This window comes from Microbacterium paraoxydans (genome assembly GCF_018224615.1).
GTDB classification, from domain to species: domain Bacteria; phylum Actinomycetota; class Actinomycetes; order Actinomycetales; family Microbacteriaceae; genus Microbacterium; species Microbacterium paraoxydans_B.
In genome coordinates this window covers 526,980-550,887 of record NZ_JAGTUK010000002.1, presented here as the reverse complement: position 1 = coordinate 550,887, position 23,908 = coordinate 526,980, and the positions used below count along the sequence as shown (strand labels likewise).

At 71.4% G+C, this 23,908-nt stretch carries 19 protein-coding genes; 11 read left to right on the top strand and 8 right to left on the bottom strand.

Going from position 1 to position 23,908, the window contains the following annotated elements; all coding sequences use genetic code 11:
• Positions 1 to 3: 3 nt before the first annotated feature.
• On the top strand, positions 4 to 1,404 hold the full coding sequence (locus tag KE274_RS08265; RefSeq protein WP_211542686.1) for a threonine/serine ThrE exporter family protein: 1,401 nt from the start codon (positions 4 to 6) through the stop codon (positions 1,402 to 1,404).
• An 18-nt stretch (positions 1,405 to 1,422) separates the two neighbouring features.
• Here the strand turns inward: KE274_RS08265 and KE274_RS08260 are convergent, their stop codons facing one another.
• On the bottom strand, positions 1,423 to 1,938 hold the full coding sequence (locus KE274_RS08260) for a GNAT family N-acetyltransferase (protein ID WP_211542684.1): 516 nt from the start codon (positions 1,936 to 1,938) through the stop codon (positions 1,423 to 1,425).
• 68 nt (positions 1,939 to 2,006) lie between these two features.
• On the opposite strand from KE274_RS08260, the gene KE274_RS08255 reads away from it, so the two are divergent.
• The 9 genes from KE274_RS08255 to KE274_RS08215 all read left to right on the top strand — a co-directional run bounded on the left by KE274_RS08255 (position 2,007) and on the right by KE274_RS08215 (position 11,537).
• The gene (locus KE274_RS08255; protein WP_211542682.1) at positions 2,007 to 2,840 is read left to right on the top strand and encodes a zinc-ribbon domain-containing protein; all 834 of its coding nucleotides are present in this window, start codon (positions 2,007 to 2,009) and stop codon (positions 2,838 to 2,840) included.
• The gene (locus tag KE274_RS08250) at positions 2,837 to 3,682 is read left to right on the top strand and encodes an alpha/beta hydrolase (RefSeq protein ID WP_211542679.1); all 846 of its coding nucleotides are present in this window, start codon (positions 2,837 to 2,839) and stop codon (positions 3,680 to 3,682) included. The genes KE274_RS08255 and KE274_RS08250 overlap by 4 nt, the downstream gene beginning before the upstream one ends.
• A gap of 119 nt (positions 3,683 to 3,801) precedes the next feature.
• Positions 3,802 to 4,863 (top strand): helix-turn-helix domain-containing protein, encoded by a 1,062-nt coding sequence (locus tag KE274_RS08245; protein WP_211542677.1) that lies wholly within the window; start codon positions 3,802 to 3,804, stop codon positions 4,861 to 4,863.
• A 53-nt stretch (positions 4,864 to 4,916) separates the two neighbouring features.
• On the top strand, positions 4,917 to 5,300 hold the full coding sequence (locus KE274_RS08240) for a VOC family protein (protein ID WP_211542675.1): 384 nt from the start codon (positions 4,917 to 4,919) through the stop codon (positions 5,298 to 5,300).
• Positions 5,301 to 5,363: 63 nt separating this feature from the next.
• Entirely contained in the window at positions 5,364 to 6,368 is a 1,005-nt protein-coding gene (locus tag KE274_RS08235) for a LacI family DNA-binding transcriptional regulator (protein ID WP_211542673.1), read from the top strand.
• A 145-nt stretch (positions 6,369 to 6,513) separates the two neighbouring features.
• The gene (locus KE274_RS08230; protein WP_211542671.1) at positions 6,514 to 8,211 is read left to right on the top strand and encodes a glycoside hydrolase family 13 protein; all 1,698 of its coding nucleotides are present in this window, start codon (positions 6,514 to 6,516) and stop codon (positions 8,209 to 8,211) included.
• A 39-nt stretch (positions 8,212 to 8,250) separates the two neighbouring features.
• Positions 8,251 to 9,621: an ABC transporter substrate-binding protein gene (locus KE274_RS08225; RefSeq protein ID WP_211542669.1), complete on the top strand. Its 1,371-nt coding sequence runs from the start codon at positions 8,251 to 8,253 to the stop codon at positions 9,619 to 9,621.
• Between the two features lie 6 nt (positions 9,622 to 9,627).
• On the top strand, positions 9,628 to 10,593 hold the full coding sequence (locus KE274_RS08220) for a carbohydrate ABC transporter permease (RefSeq protein WP_211542666.1): 966 nt from the start codon (positions 9,628 to 9,630) through the stop codon (positions 10,591 to 10,593).
• Positions 10,590 to 11,537 (top strand): carbohydrate ABC transporter permease, encoded by a 948-nt coding sequence (locus KE274_RS08215; protein WP_211542664.1) that lies wholly within the window; start codon positions 10,590 to 10,592, stop codon positions 11,535 to 11,537. The genes KE274_RS08220 and KE274_RS08215 overlap by 4 nt, the downstream gene beginning before the upstream one ends.
• Positions 11,538 to 11,574: 37 nt before the next feature.
• On the opposite strand, the gene KE274_RS08210 is transcribed toward KE274_RS08215, so the two are convergent.
• From KE274_RS08210 to KE274_RS08185, 6 genes are read right to left on the bottom strand one after another with little or no spacing between them, the layout of a single operon-like run.
• Positions 11,575 to 12,102: a hypothetical protein gene (locus KE274_RS08210; protein ID WP_211542662.1), complete on the bottom strand. Its 528-nt coding sequence runs from the start codon at positions 12,100 to 12,102 to the stop codon at positions 11,575 to 11,577.
• Between the two features lie 29 nt (positions 12,103 to 12,131).
• On the bottom strand, positions 12,132 to 13,289 hold the full coding sequence (locus tag KE274_RS08205; protein WP_211542660.1) for an ROK family protein: 1,158 nt from the start codon (positions 13,287 to 13,289) through the stop codon (positions 12,132 to 12,134).
• A 4-nt stretch (positions 13,290 to 13,293) separates the two neighbouring features.
• On the bottom strand, positions 13,294 to 14,181 hold the full coding sequence (locus KE274_RS08200) for a carbohydrate ABC transporter permease (RefSeq protein WP_211542658.1): 888 nt from the start codon (positions 14,179 to 14,181) through the stop codon (positions 13,294 to 13,296).
• Positions 14,174 to 15,112 (bottom strand): carbohydrate ABC transporter permease, encoded by a 939-nt coding sequence (locus KE274_RS08195; RefSeq protein WP_211542656.1) that lies wholly within the window; start codon positions 15,110 to 15,112, stop codon positions 14,174 to 14,176. The genes KE274_RS08200 and KE274_RS08195 overlap by 8 nt, the downstream gene beginning before the upstream one ends.
• Positions 15,109 to 16,362, bottom strand: a complete 1,254-nt coding sequence (locus tag KE274_RS08190) for an ABC transporter substrate-binding protein (RefSeq protein WP_211542654.1) — start codon at positions 16,360 to 16,362, stop codon at positions 15,109 to 15,111. The genes KE274_RS08195 and KE274_RS08190 overlap by 4 nt, the downstream gene beginning before the upstream one ends.
• 44 nt (positions 16,363 to 16,406) lie before the next feature.
• Positions 16,407 to 18,842 (bottom strand): glycoside hydrolase family 97 catalytic domain-containing protein, encoded by a 2,436-nt coding sequence (locus tag KE274_RS08185; RefSeq protein ID WP_211542652.1) that lies wholly within the window; start codon positions 18,840 to 18,842, stop codon positions 16,407 to 16,409.
• A 118-nt stretch (positions 18,843 to 18,960) separates the two neighbouring features.
• Here KE274_RS08185 and KE274_RS08180 point away from each other — a divergent pair, with 118 nt between their 5' ends.
• Positions 18,961 to 21,099, top strand: a complete 2,139-nt coding sequence (locus KE274_RS08180; protein ID WP_307872171.1) for an alpha-galactosidase — start codon at positions 18,961 to 18,963, stop codon at positions 21,097 to 21,099.
• A 56-nt stretch (positions 21,100 to 21,155) separates the two neighbouring features.
• Here the strand turns inward: KE274_RS08180 and KE274_RS08175 are convergent, their stop codons facing one another.
• Positions 21,156 to 23,873: a glycoside hydrolase family 97 catalytic domain-containing protein gene (locus tag KE274_RS08175; RefSeq protein WP_211542647.1), complete on the bottom strand. Its 2,718-nt coding sequence runs from the start codon at positions 23,871 to 23,873 to the stop codon at positions 21,156 to 21,158.
• Positions 23,874 to 23,908: the final 35 nt, after the last annotated feature.

Here is a 23,908-nt window from a genome sequence, read left to right as displayed (position 1 = left end):
TCCATGTCTGCGCGTTCTCCCCAGCGACTGCTCTCCTCCGTCCGCCGGCTGCTGCACACCGACCCGTCGAGCGTCGCGCACACGGAGGCCCTGCCCGTCATCGACGAGCGCACCGTGCCGCGCGTGCTCGACCTCGCGACACGCATCGGCGAGTCGATGTTCGCGGTCGGCGCCTCGGCGCATGAGGTGACCCTCGCCATCACCCGCGTGTGCGAGGCCTACGGACTCAAGGGCGTGCAGGTCGACGTCACCTACAACTCCATCACGGTGTCGTTCCACTTGAGCGGCGAGGTCTGGCCGGAGACCCTCGTGCGCGTGGTGCGGGTGGCCGCCCCCGACCACGCCAAGCTCCAGCGCGTGCAGGCCCTCGTCGCCGACATCGACGGCGGGCTCGACCTCGAGTCCGCCCGCACCGCGTTCCGCGTGATCCGGCGGATGCCCTTCCGCTACCAGCAGCCCGTCGTGATCGTCGCCAGGGCGCTGCTCGCGGTGGGCGTGAGCATCATGCTCGGCGCCTCCCCGATCATCGTGGGGCTCACGTTCGTCGCAGCCCTGTGCGCCGCCCTCACCCAGGCCGGGCTCGCCCGGCTGCGCGTTCCGCTGTTCTTCAGCCAGATCGCGGGCGGGTTCGTGACCACGGTGGTCGCGGTCGCCGTCTCGGCGCTCGGCAGCGCCGGCGTGGAACCCTTCGTCGGCATCCGGCCGTCGATCATCGTCGCCTCCGGCATCGTGCTCATGCTCGCGGGACTCACCGTGGTGGGTGCCGCGCAGGACGCGATCGACGGCTTCGCGCTCACCGCGGGCGGCCGCATCCTCGACCTCACGATGCAGACCCTCGGCGTGGTGATCGGCATCCTCGTCGGACTCGAACTGGGCGGGGTGCTCGGCTTCACGATGGGACTGCCGGACGACCCCGCGCCGTTCGGGCCGCTGCTGAACCAGTTCGCGGGCGCCGTCATCATCGCGGTCGCCGTGGCGGTGTTCAACGGCGCCGGACTGCGGATCATCCTGGTGAGCGCCCTGCTGAGCGCCGTGACGCTCGCGGGCTACGCCGGCACCGTGGCGCTGCACCTCCACCCCGCCGCGGCGAGCGCGGTCGGCGCACTGCTCGCGAGCTTCATCGGCATGCTCATCGCGCACAACCTGCACGTGCCGTCGGTCGCGGTGACCACCGCGGCGATCGTGCCTCTCGTGCCCGGTGTCGCGGTGTTCCAGGGGCTGCTGGAGATGGTGCACGCCGCCGGAACCTCCGCCGGGATGCTCGCCACGGGCGGCTCCCTCATCGACGCCGCCGTGATCGGCATCGCCCTCGCGTCGGGCGCCTCCCTCGGGCTCTACCTCGGCACCCCCGTGCGGGCGACCCTTGCGGGCGTCGCGAAGACCAGGGCCCGCGTGCGCCGCTGATCCCGCGGGCGCTCCGGCTCAGGGCGCGCGCGGGGGCGCGGCGAGGTCGAGCGCCCACTCGTTCACCGTGAGCTCGGCCCCGCGGAAGCTCTCGGTCATGGTGCCCACGAGCTCGAACCCGCCGCGACGGCACACCGCGTTCGACGCCGGGTTGTCCACCGAGGGGAACGCGAGCAGCAGCCTCCGCCCCGCCCGGTCGGCGCGCAGCTCCTCGACCAGCAGAGCCAGAGCCCGCGCCGCGACCCTCCGCCCCTGTGCCTCCGGCAGCACGAACCACCCGGTCTCCCATGCGGGCCCCTGTCGCGCGTCGATCTTCCAGCGGCCGATCGAGCCGAGCGCCGCACCCGTCGCGTCGACGATCGCGAACATGCGCGCTTCCCCCTCGCGCTGGAGGCGGAGGTAGCGCTGGTGTCTGGCGAGGATCTCCTCCTCGCTCTCCGGGCCGTTGAGGTGCGCCGTCATCTCCGGGGTGTTGGCGGCGCGGAGCAACGACAGGTCGGCGGGCGACCACGGACGCAGGGCGAGCGTGTCCATGGCGGGAGTCTCGCGGGGGCCACCGACATCCGCTCTCGATGTCGGTGGCCGCGCCTACCGTCTCCCGCATGCCAGACCCCGTGCCGCAGTGGTGGGCGAGACGCCAGTTCTCGCGGGGCGCCGCCGTGCCCTACGCGGTGGGCACCTACCGCACGGCCTGGGCCGCGTACCCCGAGCTCGTGCGCCAGTACCACCCGGAGCTCAATCACGGCATCGCGCTGTCGCAGGTGCCACTGGCCGCCGACGTGCTGCTGTGCTGGGAGTGTCCGCTCGGGCACCGGTTCGCGGCCACCCCGACCGAGCAGCGCGAGCGACCGGGGCGGGTGCGGCGGCGCTCCTCGTGGTGTCCGGAGTGTGCGGCGCTCGCCCGCCCGCAGCCCGTGGTGCTGGGAGAGGCCCGCGCGCTGCCCGCCCGCCCGAAGAAGCCCGCGCCCGCGCTGTGCACCAAGACGCCCGACCTGCCGAAAGGCACCCCGTTCCTCAGCGCCTGCGCACCGCCGCCCGCGTCGGCGGCCGAGGCGACGCTGCGGGCGGCACTGCGCGAACGACTCGAGTTCACCGAGGGCGTCAACGCGATCAAGGTCGTCCGGCCATTCTTCCGGCACACCGAGGTGTGGCCCGACATCCTGCTGCCCGAGCTGCGGGTCGCGATCGAGTACGACTCGGTCGGCCGCCACGGGCTCGAGCACGTGGGCAAGCGCGAGGAGGCCGACCGCCGCAAAGACCGTGCCGTGCGAGGCGCGGGGTGGGAGGTCGTCCGCGTGCGCACGGGGCCGCTCGAACCGCTCGGGCCGTACGACGTGCCGCACGGCGGGACGGGCAGGGCCGCCGTCGACCGCATCGTCGAGCGACTGCGCGAGATCCGCGGTCCGCTCCTGGTCGACCCCTACCTGCGCCCGTGAGCACCGCACTCCCCCGCGACCACCCGGTTGATAGCCTGACGACCACCCCGCCCTCCACCCCGAAAGGCCGCCCGATGCTCGGCGAAACCGTCACCCTCCACGCCGACCGCGGCGTCACCCTCACCGCCTACGTGCAGCCGGTCGACGGCGAGTTCGCCGGGGTCACCGCACGCCCCGCCGTGCTGATCCTCCCCGGCGGCGGGTACCAGTACTGCAGCGACCGCGAGGCCGACCCCGTCGCCTACCCGTTCCTGGCCGCCGGGTATCAGGCGTTCGTACTGCGCTACTCGGTCGGTGACGAGGGCGCGTGGCCGCGTCCGCTCGACGACTACGAGCAGGCCATGGCGCTGCTCGCCGAGAATGCCGACTCCTGGCACCTCGACCCGACGAAGATCGCGGTGATCGGGTTCTCGGCCGGCGGGCACCTCGCGGCAGTCGCGGCGACCATGGCCGAGCACCGGCCCGCCGCCGCGATCCTGGGGTATCCCGTGATCCTGCCCGAGATCGCCGACCGGTGCCGACCGGGCATGCCCTACCCGGCCGAGCACGTCACGGCCGACACCGCACCCACCTTCCTCTTCCACACGCGCGACGACGACGTGACGGTCGTGGAGAACACGCTCGCCTTCGCCTCCGCCCTGGCCGGGGCCGGGGTGCCCTTCGAGGCCCACGTGTACTCCTACGGCGCGCACGGCTTCTCGACCGGCGCGGCGCATCTGAACCCGCGCCCCCTCACTCCGCGCGCGCGGCACTGGGTTCCCGAGAGCATCGCGTGGCTCGACGAGACCCTCGGCGCTCTCACGGCGTCCGGCATCGGCGAGCCGCGCACCCCCTCCGCCTGACCCACCGCACCGGGCACCGGCCCCGCGTTCCGCGTCGTTGCGGGGCTGGCCCAACGGTCGAGTCGCCAGTTTCCGCGGGATGTTGAACCGCACGCTACCCGCGCGCTTGACTCGGCGTCATGACACACAGCGCCAAGCAGGACTTCGGTGACTTCGTCGCCGAGCACCGCCGCGCGACCGGCCTCACCCAGCGGGAGCTCGCGTCGATGCTGCACGTGACCGAGTCCGCGGTGTCGAAGTGGGAACGCGGGCTCTCGTACCCCGACATCACCCTCCTCCCCGCCCTCGCCCGCGAGTTGAACGTGGGCGTGCAGGAGCTGGTCCGTGCGAGCGAAGACGTAGAGGGACGGGCGGACCGCCGCGACGCCGTGACGTACCGCGGCTGGCGCTCGGCGATCCTCTGGACGACGCTCATCGGGTACGTCGTCGCGATCGTGACCTGCTTCGTGGTCGACCTCTCCGTCAGCCACACGCTCACCTGGTTCTGGGTCGCGCTGCCCGCGGTCGCCCTGGCGTTCAGCCTCACGACCCTCCCGCTGCTCCGCGTCCCCCACGCCGGTTGGGCGGCACTCGCCGCGGCGACCGTGAGCCTGTTCGCCCTTCTCTTGGTGGTCTGGCTCGGATCGGGTCAGGGCTCGTGGCTGCTCATCGCGATCTCGGCGGTGCTGCTCGCGCTCGTGCTGGTGTTCACGCCGATCTGGCTGTCCCTGCCCGGGGTGCCCGCGGCCGTGCGGCGGCTGAACCTGCTACTGACCCTGATCGTGGGCAGTGTCGCGATCCTCGCGTTCCTGCTCATCCTGCTCGCGGCGCTCGGCCGGGCCGACCGCTGGGCGACCCTCGCGGCGCCGATCGCGGTGCTCGCGCTCGTCCCCGTGTGGATCGCGGCCCTCGCCATCCGGTACGTGCGACTCAACGGACTGGGGATCGCCGCGATCGTCACGGCGATCGGGGCGGCGGCGACCGCGATCCTGGATCCGGCGATCTCGACGATCCTGGGCGAGCCCGTCTCCCGCCCCGATCTCTCGCACTGGCAGGTCGACACGATCGACGCCAACATCCGACTCGTGGTGATCGCCGGACTGCTCGTGGTCGCCGTGGCGCTGGGCGTCGCCGCGATCGTGCAGGCGCGCCTCACCCGCGCGGAGTCGCCCACGCTCCGCGCGGACCCGCCGCGGGCGTGAGCGGGGTGCCTGGCCGATACGTCGAGATTCCCCCCACCCCCGAAAGGACGTTCATGTCATCTGTCGTCACCGCACTCGATCATGTCCAGCTGCCGGTGCGGAGCCTGGACGAAGCCATCGCGTGGTACTCGGACGTGCTCGGCTTCCGCGTGCTCACCCACTACGGGACGTACGCGATGCTTCGCCTGGATCCGGGGCTCGACCTCATGCTGTGGGAGGCGGCGGAGTACGTGCCGATGCGGGTACGCATGGACGGCGAGACCAAGCCGGCGCTTTTCCTGAAGACGAAGCGCTTCGACGAGCTGGCCGCGGCGCTGCGGGCGGCGCAGACCCGGATCGCGAGCGTCGAGGATGTGGGCTTCGCGCGGTTCCTGAAGTTCTCCGACCCGAGCGGCAACGTCCTGGGGGCCATCGAGTTCGCCGACGGAGCCGAGTAGAGCACGTCGCCGGCTACGCAACCTGCTTGCGCGATCTTGCAAGTACTTGCGTACACTGAGCGCATGTCGAAGCGACTGGCAGAGGTGGCACGCAAGGTCGGCGTGAGCGAGGCGACGGTCAGTCGCGTGCTGAACGACAAGCCCGGAGTGTCGGATGCCACGCGACAGGCGGTGCTCACCGCGCTCGACGTGCTCGGCTACGAGCGCCCGACGAAGCTGCGCGGCGAACGCGCGCGGCTCGTGGGGCTCGTGCTGCCCGAGCTGCAGAACCCGATCTTCCCCGCGTTCGCCGAGATCGTGGGCGGAGCGCTCACCCAGAACGGCTACACCCCCGTGCTCTGCACGCAGAACGCCGGCGGAGTCACCGAGTCCGACTACGTGGACCTGCTGCTCGCCCAGCAGGTGTCCGGTGTGGTGTTCCTCGGCGGCAACTACACCCAGGCCGATGCGGCCCACGAGCACTACGAGCGGCTGCGCGCGGTGAACCTGCCGACCGTGCTCGTGAACGCCCGCGTGCCCGAGCTGCCGTTCCCCACGGTCTCCACCGACGACATCGCCGCCGCGGAGCAGGCCGTGCTGCACGTGCACCAGCTCGGCCACCGCCGTATCGGGCTGCTGCTCGGCCCGGAGGACCACATCCCCTCGCGGCGCAAGCTCGACGCCGCCCGCCACCTGCTGGAGCGGCTCGGCTCCCCTCTCAGCGACGAGCTCGTGGCGCGGGGCATGTACTCGCTCGAGTCGGGGCAGGCCGGGGCGGCGCGACTGTTCGCCGCGGGGGCCACGGCCGTGGTGTGCGCGAGCGATCCGATGGCACTCGGGGCGGTGCGCGCCGCTCGCCGGGCGGGGCTGTCGGTGCCGGGCGACGTGAGCGTGGTCGGCTTCGACGACTCCGCGCTGATGAGCTGCACCGAACCGCCGCTCACCACGGTGCGCCAGCCGATCGAGTCGATGGGCCGGGCCGTGATCGAGCTGCTGCTGGCCCAGATCGCCGGCACCCCGCAGGCCCCGGACGAGCTGCTGTTCGAGCCCGAGCTCGTGCTGCGCGCCTCCACCGGCCCGCAGCACTGACCGCCGCGGCGCTCCGCCGCGACCTCTCCCCCGGCGGGCCTCCGCCGGGCAGTCGTGCGCTCTCGCATTCTCCTTGTTTTCCATTGATCTGTTCAGTTCTTGCGTTGATCGCTCCGAAAAGCTACATTCAATCCCATCACCGTTGATGAGGAGACCCGTGGACACCGACGTTCTGCGCAGCACCGCCCCCGCTTCCCGCCCCGTCCCCCCGACGGACGAGGGGTGGTGGCGCACCGCCGTGATCTACCAGATCTACGTGCGCAGCTTCGCCGACGGCAACGGTGACGGCATCGGCGATCTCGCCGGGGTGCGCTCCCGCCTCGGCTACCTCAAGAGCCTCGGCGTCGACGCGCTCTGGTTCACGCCCTGGTACCGCAGCCCCCTCGCCGACGGCGGCTACGACGTGCAGGACTACCGCGACATCGACCCGCGCTTCGGCACGCTGGAAGAGGTCGAACTCCTCATCGCCGAAGCCCTCGAGCTGGGCATCCGCACCATCGTCGACATCGTGCCCAACCACATCTCCGACCGGCACGAGTGGTTCCAGCAGGCCCTCGCCGCGGGGCCGGGCAGCCCCGAGCGCGAACGGTTCTGGTTCCACCCCGGCCGCGGCGCCGACGGCTCGGGCATCCCCACCAACTGGGTCTCCAGCTTCCAGGGCGAGACGTGGACGCGCACCCGCAACCACGACGGCACGCCCGGCGAGTGGTACCTGCACCTGTTCACGCCGCAGCAGCCCGACCTCAACTGGAACCACCCCGACGTGCGCCGCGAGCACGAGGAGGTGCTGCGCTTCTGGTTCGACCGCGGGGTCGCGGGCGTGCGCATCGACTCCGCCGCCCTCCCCGTCAAGGACCCGGCCCTGCCCGACCTGCCCGCCGGCTCCGCGCCCGCGGAGAACCACCCGCACATCGACCGCGACGAACTGCACGACATCTACCGCGAGTGGCGCGCCGTGGCCGACGACTACGACGGCGAGCGCGTGCTCGTCGGCGAGGTGTGGCTCGACGACGCCGAGCGCTTCGCCCGGTACCTGCGCCCCGGTGAGATGCACACCGCGTTCAACTTCGGGTTCATGACGCAGCCGTGGAACGCCGCCGCCATGCGCGCCTCCATCACCCGCACGCTCGCCGAGCACGCCCCCGTCGGCGCTCCGGCTACCTGGGTGCTGTCGAACCACGACGTCACGCGGCCGGTCACCCGCTACGGCCAGGCCGACTCGTCGTTCGCGTTCGAGCGCAAGCGCTTCGGCACCGCCACCGACGTCGCCCGCGGACTCCGTCGTGCACGCGCCGCCGCGCTCCTGGTGGCCGCGCTCCCCGGCAGCCTCTACGTGTACCAGGGCGACGAGCTCGGACTGCCCGAGGTGGAGCTGCCGCTCGACGCGATCGAAGACCCGATGCACTTCCGCTCGCACGGCGTCGACCCCGGTCGCGACGGATGCCGCGTGCCGCTGCCCTGGGCGGGCGATGCGAGCCCCTACGGCTTCGGCGGCACCCCGTGGCTGCCGCAGCCCGCCGACTGGACCGGGCTCACGGTCGACGCGCAGGAACTCGACCCCGCCTCCACGCTGCACCTGTACCGCGCGGCCATCCGGCTGCGGCGCGAGGTGGACGACCTCGCGGGCGGCGAGCTGTCGTGGCTCGAGCTCGGCGCCGACGTCCTCGCGTTCCGCCGCGGCGACGACACCATCAGCGTCACCAACCTCGGCGCGACGCCCCTCCCCCTCCCGGCGCACCACGCGGTGCTGCTGTCCAGCGCCCCGCTCGACGGCACCCTCCCGCCCGACGCGACCGCGTGGCTCACGCTCCGCCCCGCGCGCGGCGACCACGCGCCCCACTGACCTGCACCACCCGATCCGCATCACATGGAAGGACAGACGATGAAGTCACCGAAGAAGGCCCTGGTCGCCGGGATCGCCGTGCTCGCCACGGCGGGCGCCCTGGCCGGCTGCTCCGCGAACGGCAACGAAGGAGGGTCGGACGGCAAGATCGAGCTGCGCGTCGCGACGTTCCCGCCCGGCGCCGACGCCGCGGCCTACGACGCGTTCGCGGCACAGGAGAAGCAGTTCGAGAAGGAACACCCCGACATCGACATCATCGGGGTCGAATACGAATGGGAGGGCCCCACGTTCGCCGTGCAGCTCGCCGGCGGCAGCCTCCCCGACGTGTTCACCGTGCCGTTCACCGACTCCAAGACCCTGCTCGAGAACGGCCAGCTGATGGACGTGACCGACGCGATCGACGAGCTCGGGTACACCGACAAGTTCAACCCGATCATCCTCGAGGGCGTCACCGGCGACGACGGCAAGATCTACGGCTTCCCCCGCCAGGCCTACGCCGCCGCCCTGCACTACAACCGCGACCTGTTCGAGCAGGCCGGGCTCGACCCCGACAACCCGCCGCAGACGTGGGACGAGATCCGCGAGGCCGCCAAGGCCATCACCGACGCGACCGGCAAGGCCGGCTACGCGCAGATGGCGATCAACAACACCGGCGGCTGGCAGCTCACCTCGCAGACCGTCGCCCGCGGCGGACGCACCCAGACCGACAACGGCGACGGCACCGCGGAGTCCACGATCGACAACGACGCCACCAAGGCCGCGCTGCAGTTCCTCCACGACGTGAAGTGGGAGGACGGCTCGTTCGGTTCCAAGGTCGACCTCGACTGGGGCACCATCAACCAGGAGTTCGCCGCGGGCAACATCGGCATGTACACGTCCGGCTCCGACATCTACACGGCCCTCGTGCGCGACTTCGGCATGGACTCGAAGATCTACGGCATGACGGTCGTTCCGATGGAGGGCGACGACCCCGGCACGCTCGGCGGCGGCGACATCGCGGTGATCAGCCCCACGGTCGACCAGGCCACGAAGGACGCCGCGGTCACCTGGATCGACTGGTACTACATGCAGAAGCTGATGGACAAGGACGCCGCAGTGCTCGACGCGAAGACGCTCGACGAGTCGGGGCAGGCCGTCGGCACGCCGCTGCTGCCCGTGCTCAGCCGCGAGCTGTACGACGAGTCGCAGGAGTGGATCGCGGACTACATCAACGTCCCGGTCGAGCAGATGAAGCCGTTCAGTGACCGCATCTGGGACCAGACGCCCGTCGGGGAGCCGAAGGTGAAGACGCAGGAGGTCTACGCCCTGCTCGACGCCGTGGTGCAGACCGTGCTCACCCAGCAGGACGCCGACATCGACGCCCTGCTCGCCCAGGCGCAGACCGACGCCCAGGCGAAGCTCGACGAGTAACGCTCCATGACGATGACGCTCCCCGAGCAGCGGGCGGCGGCGGACACCCCTCCGCCGCCCGCTGTGCGCCAGACCCGCCGCCGCACGCCGCTCACGTGGCTCCGCGGCGGCGGGCTCGCGAACCTCGTGTTCGTGCTGCCGATGCTGTTCGTGTTCGTGTTCTTCTCGTGGTCGCCCATCGTGCAGTCGGTGATCATGAGCCTGCAGAAGACCAACCTGATCGTCTCCGAGTGGGTCGGGTTCGACAACTACCTCGCGGTGATCGGCGACCCGGAGCTCGGCCGCGCCGTGCTCAACACGCTGTGGTTCGCGGTGCTCGCGCTGCTGTTCGGCTTCCCGCTGCCGCTGCTGATGGCGGTGCTGATGAGCGAGGTGCGCCGCGGCAAGGGCATCTACTCGGCGCTCGCCTACCTGCCGGTCGTGATCCCGCCCGTGGTCGCGGTGCTGCTGTGGAAGTTCTTCTACAGCGCCGACCCTTCCGGCGTGTTCAACACCGTGCTCGGCTGGGTCGGCATCCCGCCGCAGCCGTGGATCCAAGACGCGGTGCAGGCGATGCCGTCGCTCGTGCTGGAGGCCACGTGGGCCGGGGCGGGCGGGTCGATCATCATCTACCTGGCGGCCCTGCTGGGTGTGCCGCCCGAGCTGTACGACGCGGCGGAGGTGGACGGCGCCGGCATCTGGAAGAAGGTGTGGCACGTCACGCTGCCCCAGCTGCGCGGCATCCTCTTCATCATGCTGATCCTGCAGGTGATCGCCACCGCGCAGGTGTTCCTCGAGCCGTTCCTGTTCACGGGCGGCGGACCGGCGGGCGCGACCAAGACCGTGCTCCTCTACATCTACGACAAGGCGTTCCGGAACAGTCTCGGCGGCGACTACGGCGAGGCCACCGCGGTCTCGGTGCTGCTGGCGATCGTGCTGGCCGTGCTGTCCTGGCTGTACTTCAAACTGACCGACCGTTGGAGCACGACGTGAGCCTCACCACCCGCCTCTCCTCCCGCGCCGCGGAACGGGCGGCCGCGCGTGCCGCCGACGCCGTGGGCGACCGCACCGTCATCTCCGACTCCGAGCGGCGGCGGCCGGGCATCCGCATCGGCCTCACCGTGACGCACGTGTTCCTCACGGTGGGTCTCGTGGTGGCGGGTCTCGGGCCGATCCTGTGGCTGGCGAAGTCCGCCGTGACACCCACCCAGGACACGCTGCAGCAGCCGTTCGCGCTGTGGCCGAACGGCATCGACTGGGCGAACCTGGAGACCGCGTGGAACGACATCCACATCGATCAGTACTTCCTGAACACGGTCGTGATCGCGCTCGGCGCCTGGTTCGTGCAGCTGTTCGTCGCGACCACGGCGGGGTACGCTCTGTCGGTGCTGCGACCGAAGTACGCGCCGATCCTGAACGCGCTGGTGCTCGCGACGCTGTTCATCCCCGGGATCGTGCTGCTGGTGCCGCTGTACCTGACGATCGTGAACCCGCCGCTGCCCGGCGACGTGAACCTGCTGAACAACTACCTGGCGGTGTGGCTGCCGATGGGCGCGAACGCGTTCAACATCCTGCTCGTGAAGCGCTTCTTCGACTCGCTGCCCCGTGAGGTGTTCGAGGCGGCGCGCACCGACGGCGCCGGGCCCTTCCGGCTGTTCTGGTCGATCGTGCTGCCGATGTCGAAGCCGATCCTGGGCGTGGTGTCGGTGTTCGCGATCATCGCCGCGTGGAAGGACTACCTGTGGCCGATGCTGGTGCTGCCCGACCCCGCGGTGCAGCCGCTGTCGGTGCGGCTCCCGGCGGTGCAGTCGCAGACCGAGCTCGACGTGTTCCTCGCGGCGCTCGCGATCGCGACGCTCATCCCGATCGCGATGTTCCTGCTGTTCCAGTCGGTGTTCCTGCGCTCGGCGGGCCTGGGCGGCGCGGTCAAGGGCTGATCCGCTCCGGCGGCCCGGATGCCGGGCCGCCGGCGGGTCAGTGTCCGTGGGCGAGCTGCTGGACAACGACGACGAGGGCGCCCAGCCCGACCAGGATGCCCATCGCGACCAGCTGCTTCCCGCCGCTCAGGCCCGTCCGACGCACCGCCACGTAGGCGATGAGCGCGAGGATGGCCAGATACACGATCGAGGCGATCGTCAGGGCCGTCTGCAGTTCGAGCCACCCCAGCACCGCCGCGAGGAGGACGAGCAGGGGAACCGCCGCCGAACCGATCGCCGTGGCGGTCAGTCGAAACAGGCCGGTCAGCTCGGCGCCCCGCGGGAAGGCTCCGTGCGAGGCGAGATGCGCGATCAGGTCGGCCGCGAACCCCGCGAGCGCGATGGCGACGATGCCCACGAGCAGCGTGACCGTGGCCCGCACCGCACTCGTGTGATCCGCGTTGGCGTTCTGCACCAGCACGATGGCGAGACCCGTGAACGTGGCGTAGACGCGTTCCTTGATCGCGGCCCGGTCGTTCTCCGCATCGCGGGGAGGCCGGGAGGGGGCGGAGTCCGGCGAGCTCATGTGCGGGATGCTATCAACACGCCCCTCGCTCAGGCGGCCTGCGTGGCCAGACCGCCCGCGATCACCTCGATCACGCACGCCGCGGCTCCCCGGGCCCAGTCGTCGAAGCGGTGCGGGCGCAGCTGGATGTCGCACTGGCTGGCCGCGCCGAACGCGTGCTCCGAGAACGTGGTGCGGATCGCGGTGGCGTAGAGGTCGTACTCGGTGACGTTCTCTCCGGCGATCAGCACGGTCTCCGGGCCGACCAGGTTCACGAGCGCGGCCAGCGCCGCCCCGATCACCTCCCCCGCCTGCTCGAACGCCTGGCGGGCGACCGGGTCGCCGTCGTGCGCCAGGGCGAACGCGTCCTCGGTTGTGATGGTCGGGTCGTCGTGGCCCGCCCGCACGAGCTCCAGCACTGCGGAGGTCGAGGCGACCGCTTCCACGCAGCCGCGGCGACCGCAGCTGCACAGCGCGTCGCGCGGGCCGAGGGGCAGGTGGCCGATCTCGCCCGCGACGCCGTGCGCGCCCTCCACGACCTTGCCGTGCAGGTAGATGCCGCAGCCGATGCCCGTCCCGATCGTGATGACCGCGAAGGAGCTGGCGTCGCGCGCCGACCCGAACAGCAGCTCGGTGACGGTGAGCGCCCGCACGTCGTTCTCCAGCAGGGCGGGGATGCCCGTCGCCGTCTCGAGCGCCTCGGCGAGCGCGACGCCCTTCCAGCCGAGCAGGGGCGAGTCGCGCACCATGCCGCCCTCGCGGTCGACGTCGCCGGAGACCGCGACGCCCAGTCCGTCGATCGGGGTCGGCGAGGCGTCGCGCAGGCGGTCGACCACGACGGTCGCCGCGGCCACCACGTCGTCCACCGCGGTGCTGGCGTTGGCCTCCTCGGTACGCGAGAGCACGTTGGCGGCGAGGTCGGTGAGCACGCCGTAGGTGCGCTCGGCGGTGATCTTGATGCCGATAATGTGGGCCCGGTCGCGCGCCACCGCGAGCGGGCTGATCGGGCGGCCGACGACCGGGGTGGAACGCAGCTCGTCGTCCTCCACCACGAACCCGGCGGTGATGAGCGGCGTCACGGCCTTCGTCACGGCGGCCTGGGAGAGCCCGGTGGCGCGGGAGATGTCGACGCGGCCGATCGGGCCGTGCGTGAGGATGCGCCGGAACACCGTGACGGAGGCGGGCGAGGAGACCGGTATGCGATTCACGTGTTCAGCCTTTCAATCCGCTCGACGCGATCCCGGCGAAGAACTGCCGTTGCAGTGCGATGAATATCACAACGAGCGGGAGCGACGCGACCAACGACCCCGCCATGAGGGTGGGGTAGTCGGTTCCATACTGCCCCTGAAGGTTCGCCAGACCGACAGGCAAGGTCATCGTGTCCGGGGAGGACGTGACGATCAGCGGCCACAGGAGGTCGTTCCACGAGTACAGGGACGTGAGTACCGCGAGCGCCGCGACCGTCGGCCCGACCATCGGCAGCATGATGCGCCAGAAGATCTGGAACGCGTTGGCGCCGTCGAGCCGCGCGGCCTCCTCGTAGTCGGCGGGCAGTGCGAGGAACGCCTGCCGCAGCAGGAAGGTGCCGAACGCGGAGAACACTCCGGGGATCGCGATCGCGGGCACCGTGTTCAGCAGCCCGAGCGTCTTCATCAGGTCGAACTGGGCGATCAGGAACAGCTGGCTCGGCGCCATCAGCATCACCAGGAACAGCACGAACAGCGCGTCGCGCCCGGGGAAGCGGAAGCGCGCGAAACCGTACGCCGCGAGCGTGCACACCACCAGCTGTCCCGCGACGCGGAGGATCAGCGCGAGGGCGGACACCCCGAGCATGCTGCCGAACGGGACGGTGGCGAAGAACCGCTCGAACGCCCCGAAGTCGAGCTCGGCCGGAAGGAACACGGGCGGGACCGCGCGCGACTCCGACACCGTCTTGAATGCGGTGAGCAGCTGCCACACGAACGGGAACACCATCACGGCGGCGCACACGCTGAGGATCACGTGCAGCGGCCACTGCGACCGGCGGCGACCGCGCACCCGCGGGGCGGGCGAGTGCGGCGCCGCCGGTTCGGCGAGGACGAGAGTGGCCGTGTCAGCCATAGAACACCGCCTTCCGCTGCAGCCGGAACTGCACGGCCGTGACCAGCATGATGAGCAGCAGCAGCACGATCGCGATCGCCGAGCCGTAGCCGCGGTCGAAGCGCACGAACGTCTGCTGGAAGAAGTAGTAGACGATGGTCTGCGAGGCGGTCTCGGCCTGCGACCCGCGGATCAGCATCACGTAGATGAGGTCGAACATCTGCAGCGACGAGATGACCGACAGCACCGAGACGAAGAAGATGCTCGGCGACAGCAGCGGCAGCGTCACGGCGAAGAACTGCCGCACGGGCCCCGCGCCGTCGAGCGACGACGCCTCGAGCAGTTCGGGCGGGACGCCCTGGAGCCCGGCGCCGAGGATGATGATGCTCGTGCCCAGGCTCATCCAGATCCCGACGATGGAGACCGCGAAGATCGCCACGGTCGGGTCGGCGACCCAGCTCGGCCCGTCGATGCCGATCGCGCCGAGGGCCTGGTTGAGCAGCCCGAACTCGCCGTTGAAGATGTACCGCCACACCATGCCCACCGCGACCGGCAGCGTGACGATGGGCAGGAAGAACAGCACGCGGTAGACGTTCTTGCCGCGGCGCACGGCGTGGATGAGCGTGGCGATCACGATGCTGATCGGGATGCCGAGCAGCACGATCACGGTGTAGATCGCGCTGTTGCGCAGCGCGTTCCAGAACTGGGGATCGGCGACGAGCGCCGCGTAGTTGTCGATCCCGGTGAAGGTCTCCCCGCCGAACGGCTTCGTCTCGGTGAAGCTGAGGTACACCGTGGTCAGCAGCGGCAGGATGTACAGCGCGAGCAGCCCGACCAGCGCCGGCGCGATGAACGCCAGTCCGGGCAGGCCGGAGACGCGCGTGCGTCCGCGGCGGGGGGTGGTGCGGGCGGAGCGCCCCGTGGCGCTCCGCCCTGTCGTGTGAGCGGTCATCGTTCCTTCGCGAGCACGTCGTTCATCGCGGCGGCGAGCCGGTCGGCCACGTCCTCCACCGGTTCCGTACCGTTCCAGGCGGCGGGGAGGTACTCGTCCTCCAGTGCGTTCCAGGCCGCGGTGTCGGCGGAGACCGGGTAGACGACGCCGTCGGGCACCTGGTCGATGAACGCCTGCACGTGGAACTCGGGCATCGAGTCGACCCAGGCCTGCTGCGTGCCCTCGTACGCGGGGATGACCGCGCCCGTGGCCGCCTGGATCTCGGCCGCTTCCTTGCCGCCGAGGAACAGCAGGAACTTCTTCAGCTCCTCGGGGTGCTTGGTGCCGGCGAAGCCGACGTTCTGGATGCCGTTGATCACGGTCGCCCGCTCCGCTCCCTGGGGCAGTACCGTCACGTCGACCTTGGCGCGCAGGTCGGCGTTCTCGTAGAACCGCTGCGCGTAGAACGAGCCGCCGTAGTACATCGCCACCGAGCCGTTCTCGAACTGCGCGACGGCCTCGGTGTCGGCGAACTGCTCGAGCGTGGGCGAGACGCCCGCCTTCTGCAGGTCGGTCCAGAAGCGCAGGCCCTCCTGCGTCTTGGGGTCGTCGTAGCCCGACTTCCCGTCCTCGATGATGTGCCCGCCGGCCTGGGCGACCGTGTTGTAGAAGCCCTCCTGCCGGTTGAGCGGGGCGGCGATCCCGTACACGCCCGCGGCCGGGTCGGTGAGCTGTGCCGCGGCGGCGGACACGTCGTCCCACGTCCACTGGTCGGTCGGGTAGGCCACCCCGGCCGCGTCGAAGAGCTCCTTGTTGTACCAGAGGCCCACGGTGTCGAAGTCCTTCGGCAGACCGTAGAGCTCGTCGTCGTACGTGAACAGGTCGACCAGGGCCTCGGGGTAGACGCCGAGGTCGACCCCCGCGTCCTCGATCGCGTCGCCCAGGGGCAGGAGCTGGTCGTTCGCCGCGTACACCTGGAAGCGGTCGCCGAGCATCCAGAACGCGTCGGGTGCGGTGCCGCCCTGGGCGCCGACCTGCAGCTTCGTCCAGTACTCCGTCCACGGGTTCACCTGGAGGTCGACCGTGATCCCCGGGTTCTCCTTCTCGAAGGCGTCGACGAGCTGCTGCATCGTCTCGTCCTGGCTCCACACCCCGTAGGTGAGGGTCACGTCGCCACCGGCGTCGTCACCGCCCGCCCCGGCGCTCGAACATCCGGTGAGCAGGGCGAGGGCGACGACCGCCGCTCCTCCGCCCGCAGTCCATCTGCGCATGTGAGTGGTCCTCCTCTTGGTCGGCCTGGCCACGATGCCAGGAGTCATTCGCTCAGCCGCAGCGTCAGCCAGTCCACGTGCGTCTCCTCCGCCGAGTCCGGCGAGGTGCGCAGCGTGAGCAGCGTCGCTCCGGTGATGTCGATGTCGAACGGCAGCGGTGGGGTCGCGGCGCTCGGGGTGAACCGGGCCACGGACACCCCGTCGACGAGGATCTCGGCCACGGCCGCGGTGCCGGGGGTCTCGTCGTCCACCGCGACCGCGCCCGTGAAGCGGGTGACGGCGCCGGCGACCGCGATCGTGACCTCGGAGTCCTGCGAGACGCCGAGCCCGTCGGGGTGGATCTCGCCGTGTACCTGCAGCGGTCCGCCGTCCCGGGGGTCGCCGCCGCCGTTCGCCTGCCCGCGTTCGACCGGGCCGACCGCGTTGCGCGCGGCCACGAACGGCAGCCGGGACACGTCGTGCACGCCGCCGTCGAACGGGGTGAGCACGCGCACGTGCGACACGACAGGGACGCCGTCGTGGCCGGGGTTCTCCAGGGTGAGCACGGCGACGTGGCCGGGCTCGGGGCGGTGCGGCGGGGCCACGGTCCACGCGCCGTCACGGTCGCGGCGTGCCGTCCACCCCGGGGGCGTCCGCACGGCGGCGGCGTCGGTGTGCACGGTGACCTCGGCCCCGTGCAGCACCAGGAGGCCCTCCGCGACGGACGGCCGGGGCAGCGCGGCCCGCGGGGTCGCTCGGCGCAGGGCCGAGCCGGCGGGGGCGATGACCGCGACGAAGCCGCCGCGCGGGGCGAACCGCACGCGCAGCGGGGCGCCGGGCTCCGGCGCGGGCAGCTCGGCCAGCACGCCGTCCACGTCGCCGATCGCCCACGCCTGCGCCGGTCCGCCGAGGAGCGCCGCGAGGTCGAGCTCCACCACCGCGTCGTCGCTGTGCGCGCCGATGCCGCCGAGGAACCAGCGGTCGCCGTGGCGTCGGGCCACGACCGCGTGCGTGTCGGGGTGGCCGTCGAGCAGCCGCACCTCGTGCCAGACGGCGGGCAGCTCGGCGAGGAACGCCGCCGCGAGCGGACGGGAGCGGTACTGGTCGGGGTCGTCCGCGAAGTGGGTGATGCCGCTCTCGTAGGCCACGCCGAGCGCCAGCTCATGCGCGTCGGAGGTCTCGCGCTCGGGGGCGCTGAAGGTCACGGGGGTGTAGTCCATCGAGCCGACCACATTGCGCGTGAACGGCTGGATCACGTTGTGCGCTGCGGTGAGCGGGTGCCCGTAGAAGACGTAGTACTCGGCGCCGCGGATGCCCTCGTAGCTGACCACGTGCGGGTGGGTCCTGGCCCAGCCGCGCGGGATGACGGATCCGTGGAAGTTCACCGCGAGCCCCACCCTGGCGGTCTCGGCGATGATCGCGTCGTACCAGCGGTAGCGCTCCTGCGCCTCCGACTCCATGAAGTCGACCTTGATGCCCGCGACGCCCCACGACCGCCACAGCGCGAGCGCGCGCAGGGCCTCGTCGCCGTCGAGGTCGCTCCACGCGCTCCACAGGTGCACCTGGATACCGCGGGCACTCGCGTACGACACCAGCTCCGGCACCCACGCGGCGTCCCACCCGCAGTCGACGAGGACGTGCTCCCAGCCCTGCTCCGCGGCGAAGTCGGTGAAGCGCTTCTGCACGTCGAGGTAGGCGCCGGAGTACTGGCTCGACCACCACGACCAGGCCGCGCGACCGGGGCGGGGTCGCCGGGCGTCGGGCCGGGCGGCGGGGGCGAGTGCGTCCACCAGCTCGGTCGCGACGACCTCGGCGAGCGTGCCGGCGACGATCACGCGCCACGGCGTGCGGTGTCCCGGCTCGACGTCGATGCGGGCGTCGGCGGGGGTCACGCGGAACACGGCGCCGTCCCAGTCCAGGTGCGCGCCGGAGCTGCGCCCGTCGATGTCGGACTCGCTCAGGAGCAGGAACCGCTGCGGGTCGAGCTCGACCAGCACCGGGAACCCGTACGGCCCGGGGGCGAGGTCGCGGAGGTCGCTGCCGAACCGCGGGGTCTCGTACCAGGTTTGATACTCGAGCACCCAGGCGCGGCCGCCCTCGCCCACGTCGACGCGGGTGTGCTCGGTGCCGAGCGACCGGGCCGACGAGGGCAGCACGTAGCGGAACGCGAAGCCGTCGTCGCTCACGCGCACGATCACGGCCCAGAACGCGGAGCCGCTGCGCAGCGTGACGGTGGTCTCGCGGTGCACGGCGAGACGCTGTCCGGTGGCCTTGCCCACGGAGGCGATCCACTCCTCGCGGACCTCGCGGTCGTCGCTGCCGACGATCTCGGCGTCCGCCCCGAGGTCGACGCCGTCGACCTCGATCCCGAGCGGGACGCGGGCGAGCGGGGCCTCGTCGAGCAGGAGCTCCAGGGCGGGACGGCCGTCGGCGATCGTCAGGACGGCCCGGCGGCGGCCGGTCGAGGTCTCCACAGCGGTGGCGGGGGTGGCGTGGCTCACGGCACGGACTCCGTTGTCGTTCGGGAAAGTTCGGGTTGCGGGTTGTGTCGAGGATACGCATGATTAATTCATGACGTCAAGTATGAAACTTCACGATGAACAGAAAGTCCGGGACGGGGTGACGGTCACGCCCGAGTACGCCCACCTCTCGCGCTCCGGGACGAGCATCGTCTTCGCGTTCGACGTTTTCGGGCTCCCGTCCGTCGCACACTGGGGCGCCGCTCTCGGCGAGGCCGACCTCGCGGGCCTCCTGGCCACTACGAGCCCCGCGGCCATGAACAGCTCGCTCGACCTCCCCCGCTCGTTCTCGATCGCCGCCTCCCGCGCCTTCGGGTGGTCGGGCACCCCCGCGCTCGACGTGCGCGACGACGACGTCGTGATCGAGCGCTTCCAGCTCCACGGAGTCGACCACGACGACGAGGGCGTGCGCTTCACGCTCCGCGACGAGAGCGGCGCGGTCGACGCGGTCTTCGCCTATCGTCTCGACGCGGCCGGGGTGCTGCACGCCGACGTGCGCATCGACAACCGCACCCCCGACCGCTGGATCGACGTCGCAGCCGCCCGGTTGCTGCTGCCGCTTCCCGCCCGCGCGCAGGAGCTGCTCGACTTCACCGGCCGCTGGACGCACGAGCACGATCCGCAGCGCTCCGAGCTCCGCGACGGCACCTGGCTGCGCTCCTCCCGCCGCGGACGCCCCGGCCACGACTCCGCCTTCCTCACCACGGCCGGCACGCGCGGCTTCCGGTTCCGCAGCGGCGAGGTGTGGGCCGCGCACCTGGCGTGGAGCGGAAACCAGGAGGTGCTCGTCGAGCGACTGCCCGAGGGCGCGGGCGTGCACAGCAGCGTGCTCGGCGCCGGCGAGCTGCTCGACGCGGGCGAGGCCGGGCTCGGTCCCGGCGAGTCCTACCACTCCCCTGCGGCCCTGTTCGCCTGGAGCGACCACGGGCTCGACGGGCTCACCGCGCGCTTCCACGACTCCCTCCGCGCGCGGCCCACCCACCCGCGCACACCGCGCCCGCTGCTGCTCAACACGTGGGAGGCGGTCCACTTCGACCACGACTTCGACACCCTCAGCGAGCTCGCCCGGCTCGCGGCGGAGGTCGGCGTGGAGCGGTTCGTGCTCGACGACGGCTGGTTCCACGGCCGCCGGGGCGACACCGCGGGACTGGGCGACTGGTACGTCGACGAGACCGTGTGGCCGCAGGGGTTGCGGCCCCTCGCCGACCACGTGCACGGCCTGGGCATGCAGTTCGGGCTGTGGGTGGAGCCGGAGATGGTCAACCCCGACTCCGACCTCGCGCGCGCCCACCCCGACTGGATCCTCGGCGAGGACCCGCGGCTCGAGTCGCGGCACCAGTTCGTGCTCGACCTCTCGCAGGACGAGGTCGTGTCATACCTGGTCGAGCGCCTCGACGACATCGTGGTGTCGTCCGCCGCGGACTTCCTCAAGTGGGACCACAACCGCGACCTGCACGCCGCCACCGGCCCCCGCGGCAACCGTCGCGTGCACGCGCACACGCTCGGCGTGTACCGCGTGTTCGAGGAGCTGCGCCGCCGCCACCCGCACCTGGAGGTCGAGTCGTGCGCGAGCGGCGGGGCCAGGGCCGACCTGGGCATCCTGCGCTACACCGACCGCGTGTGGGCCTCCGACTGTAACGACCCGGTCGAGCGGCAGGCCATCCAGCGCTGGACGCAGACGCTTCTGCCGCCCGAGCTGATCGGCGCGCACGTGGGCCCGACCGAGTCGCACACGACCCACCGGCACGCCGACTTCTCGTTCCGCGCGATCACGGCGCTGTTCGGGCACGCCGGGCTGGAGTGGGATCTGACCCGCCTCACCCCGCAGGAGAAGGCGCAGGTCGCGGCGTGGACCGCGCTGTACCGCGAACTGCGCGGCCTGCTGCACGGCGGCACGACCGTCCGCGCGGACGACGTGGACACGGGGGCGCTCCTGCACGGAGTCGTGGACGCCACGCAGACCGAGGCGGTGTTCGCGTGGGCCAGGACCGCGACCAGTGCGACCGCGCACAGCCCCCGCGTGCCGATCCCCGGGCTCGACCCCGCACGGCGGTACCGCGTGCGCCTCCGCGAAGAGGTGGGGGCCGCACACCGGCATCAGGTGGCCGACCCGGAGTGGATCGCGGCCGCGTCCGAGCGGGAGTTCACCGGGGCTGTGCTGGCGCAGGGCCTCCCGCTGCCGGTGCTGAACCCGGGCCAGGCGATGCTGCTGCACCTCACCGCGACCACCGGTCGCTGAGGCACGCACGAGGGGCGGCGCGAGGAGTTCGCGCCGCCCCTCCGGTGTGCCCGGCGCTACTGCCGCACGATGATGCGGTCGATGTCGGGCGCGTAGCCCCCGGCCGCGTCGAACGTGATGGTGTTGGCGCCCGCCGCGAGCGGCAGGTGCACGGTCTGCGTGCTGATGTCGTTCCAGTCGGCGGTGACCGGGAACGCGACCGTGATCGGAGGGCCCCCGTTCACCCGGATCTGCACCGAGCGCGCCGTGGCGGCCGCGTACCGGATGTGCACGGTCGTCGACCCCGCCTGCTGCGCCTGCACCCCGGTGAACGCGAGCGTCGAGGCGCCGTACAGGTCGCCGACCTTCTGGCCGGAGCACTCCGGTCCCGTGCACGCCACGACCGCCGCGGTGCCCGTGCGGGTGTTGCCCGCCGCCTCGGCCTCGTACGAGCGCAGGACGATCACGCGGTCGATGTCGGGGGCGTAGCTGCTCCCGCCGATCGTGATGGTGTTGGCGCCGGCCGCGAGGGTCACGGGCACCTCGACGTCGCGGACGATGTCCCAGCCGCTCGGGTTGCCCGCGTTGCCCTTGCCGGAGCGCGGAGGGCTGACGGTCTGCGCGGCGCCGCCGTTGACCGAGACCGTGAAGGAGCGCGGGTCTTCGGAGAGGTAGCCCACCCGCAGCACGTACGTCCCGGCCGTCGCGGCCTGGACGCCGTTGAAGCGCACGCTGGCGCCGTTGCCGAGGTTGCCGACCTTCGAGCCGCCGGAGCAGCCGGGGCACGCGGCGACGCCCGCTCCGCCGGAGAGCGTGTTTCCGCTCGCCTCCGCCTCCAGCACGCGGTCGCTGGTGCCGGTGAACGGCAGCGGGGTGGCGCTGATCTGCACCGTCAGGCCGCCGTTCGCCCGCACCGGGATCGCGAGGGTCGAGCTCGACGTCACGGTGCGCGTCTCGGTCACGATCTGCCGGTCGGTCGCGCCGTCCTTGAACAGCGTGGCGGTGTAGGTGCCGGCACCGAGGAACGTCAGCGGGATGTTCGTGGTGCGGGCGGCGTCGGACACCGAGCCGATGAACCAGTCCGATCCCGTGCGCCGGGCGATCGTGGCGTAGTCGCCCGGGAACCCCTCGATCAGGCGGCTCTCGTCCCACACGGTCGGCACCGCGCTCAGCACGTGCCGTCCCACCCAGGTCTCGTAAGCGGCGGCCGAGTCGGCGAAGTGCTGCATGGCCGAGCTGAACAGCACGCTCTGCGCGAGCTGGTGGGCGTGGGTCGTGAGGAGGTTGGAGTTGGAGAAGATCACCGGCGTCATGTCCATGCCGCCGATCGGGTTGCGCGTGAACGGATACGTCGCGGTGTCGGTCCCCGTGGGCGGGCGCCCGTACTTGTACTGCTCGCTGCCCAGCACGGCCTCCGAGGTGATCAGGTTCGGGTACGTGCGGTTCTCACCGGCGGGCTTCGTGCTGCCGTGGAAGTTGACGAGCACCTTCGCCTTCATCGCGGCCTTCGCGATCCGGTCGTACAGCGCCATGGTCTCCAGCCGGTCGGACTGCATGAAGTCGATCTTCACGCCCGCGACCCCGCGATTCGCGATGGCCTGCATCGCGGTGTCGATCTGCGCCTGGGTGTAGTAGCTGCCGTCGCTGTTGACGTAGTCGCCCTTGTTCTTCCAGATGAACACGCCGATGTCGCGCTTCTTGCCGTAGGCGACGAGCTGCTCGATCGAACCGTCGCCGTCGTTGTAGCAGCAGTCCACCGTGACGTACTGCATGTTCAGCTGTTCGGCGGTGTCGATGTACTCCTTCTGCGAGCGCAGCATGTCGTCGCCCTCGGAGGCCTTCTCCTCGTTGGACCACCACGACCACAGGGCCTTGCCCGGACGGATCCAGGAGGTGTCGGTGCCGGCCGCGGGGGCCGGATTGAGGTCGGTGATGAGCGAGGTGTTGACGATGGCGTCGAGCGAGGAGCTGACGGCGATCGCGCGCCACGGCGTGGCGAACGCGCCGCTCGTGGCGACCTGGGTGCCGGCGGTGGAGGTGTCGAACACGTTGCCGTCCGGGCCGGGCAGTTGCACCTTCAGCGTGCGGTTGTTGTTGCCCTGCGCGTCGAGGCGCACCGCCGGGTAGGTGGGGTCGACGTACACGGCGGCCTCGGAGATCAGTGCCCACTTGGCGTTGTTCGAGAGGCTGGCGAGCGTCGGCATCGCGAAGTGGCGCGACCCCATCGACATGGCGGAGACGTACGGGTAGGCGTCCTCGTAGTCCTTCGCCTCGCGGTAGTCGCTCGCCCACAGCCCGGTGTTCACGGGAAGCGCGAACGTGGTGGCCTCGCGGGTGATGGTGGTCGAGCCCACGCCCGACACCTGATAGCGGAACGCGACGCCGTCGTTCTGGGCGCGCACCACGACCGCGAGCTGGGCGGATCCGCGGGTGAAGGTGAGCGTCATCTGGTTGGCAGACGACGAGATGGGGCCGTCGAAGTGCTCGACGAGGGAGTAGTTCTGCACCACGGGCGTGGTGGTCTCGGTGCTGAACGTGAGGCCAGTCGACAGGTCGACGGCCGCCGTCACGACGCCCATCTTCGAGCTGTCGATCACGGCCACGCCGCCCTGCACGACCGAGTACGACAGGGAGCCGTCGTTCTCGTGTCGCACGGTGAGCGACGTCTGCCCGTCGGGTGAGGTGACCGTGTGGTCGGTGGCTGCGAGCGCCGGTGGGGCCGACGCGAGCACCCCCAGGGATAGAACGAGCGCGGCCACCGTGGCCAGCGAGGTTCTCCGAAGTTTCGCCATCATGGCTCCTTCCGCCCCGCGTCGTCGCGGTAGCGCGA

What these genes read in the sequence shown, in the direction of transcription:
- KE274_RS08200 (WP_211542658.1), bottom strand. Translation starts at nt 14,181, where the DNA reads ATGGCTGACACGGCCACTCTCGTCCTCGCCGAACCGGCGGCGCCGCAC.
- KE274_RS08195 (WP_211542656.1), bottom strand. Translation starts at nt 15,112, where the DNA reads ATGACCGCTCACACGACAGGGCGGAGCGCCACGGGGCGCTCCGCCCGC.
- KE274_RS08255 (WP_211542682.1), top strand. Translation starts at nt 2,007, where the DNA reads ATGCCAGACCCCGTGCCGCAGTGGTGGGCGAGACGCCAGTTCTCGCGG.
- KE274_RS08240 (WP_211542675.1), top strand. Translation starts at nt 4,917, where the DNA reads ATGTCATCTGTCGTCACCGCACTCGATCATGTCCAGCTGCCGGTGCGG.
- KE274_RS08245 (WP_211542677.1), top strand. Translation starts at nt 3,802, where the DNA reads ATGACACACAGCGCCAAGCAGGACTTCGGTGACTTCGTCGCCGAGCAC.
- KE274_RS08220 (WP_211542666.1), top strand. Translation starts at nt 9,628, where the DNA reads ATGACGATGACGCTCCCCGAGCAGCGGGCGGCGGCGGACACCCCTCCG.
- KE274_RS08175 (WP_211542647.1), bottom strand. Translation starts at nt 23,873, where the DNA reads ATGATGGCGAAACTTCGGAGAACCTCGCTGGCCACGGTGGCCGCGCTC.
- KE274_RS08235 (WP_211542673.1), top strand. Translation starts at nt 5,364, where the DNA reads ATGTCGAAGCGACTGGCAGAGGTGGCACGCAAGGTCGGCGTGAGCGAG.
- KE274_RS08230 (WP_211542671.1), top strand. Translation starts at nt 6,514, where the DNA reads ATGAGGAGACCCGTGGACACCGACGTTCTGCGCAGCACCGCCCCCGCT.
- KE274_RS08210 (WP_211542662.1), bottom strand. Translation starts at nt 12,102, where the DNA reads ATGAGCTCGCCGGACTCCGCCCCCTCCCGGCCTCCCCGCGATGCGGAG.
- KE274_RS08260 (WP_211542684.1), bottom strand. Translation starts at nt 1,938, where the DNA reads ATGGACACGCTCGCCCTGCGTCCGTGGTCGCCCGCCGACCTGTCGTTG.
- KE274_RS08265 (WP_211542686.1), top strand. Translation starts at nt 4, where the DNA reads ATGTCTGCGCGTTCTCCCCAGCGACTGCTCTCCTCCGTCCGCCGGCTG.
- KE274_RS08190 (WP_211542654.1), bottom strand. Translation starts at nt 16,362, where the DNA reads ATGCGCAGATGGACTGCGGGCGGAGGAGCGGCGGTCGTCGCCCTCGCC.
- KE274_RS08225 (WP_211542669.1), top strand. Translation starts at nt 8,251, where the DNA reads ATGAAGTCACCGAAGAAGGCCCTGGTCGCCGGGATCGCCGTGCTCGCC.